Annotated in this window: 1 protein-coding gene; it reads left to right on the forward strand. The window is 54.9% G+C overall.

Annotation, left to right across the window (positions count from 1 at the left end):
- Positions 1–213, forward strand: a 213-nt coding sequence (locus AF337_RS24215; protein WP_152971165.1) for a hypothetical protein, incomplete at both ends; no start/stop codon positions are given.

Consider the following 213-nt stretch of genomic DNA (forward strand, 5'->3'; position numbering starts at 1 on the left):
GCAATATCTCCAGACAATGCGCGCGAAGCTCACCGCACTTGATCATGAAGCTGAAGGAGTACAATCCCGGTTGGTTGTTGCTCAAGAAAAACGCATACGCGATGCGCTGGTGCAGACGGAGTTGTCGCGACTGCAGAAAATCGCCGAAAAGGAACAAACGGCACTCGACAAGCTTGAGAACCAGCGCCGTGACCTCGCCGCGAAGGCCATGCT

Origin of the sequence: Rhizobium ecuadorense, from assembly GCF_001187535.1 — a bacterium.
In the GTDB taxonomy this organism is placed as follows: Bacteria; Pseudomonadota; Alphaproteobacteria; order Rhizobiales; family Rhizobiaceae; genus Rhizobium; species Rhizobium ecuadorense.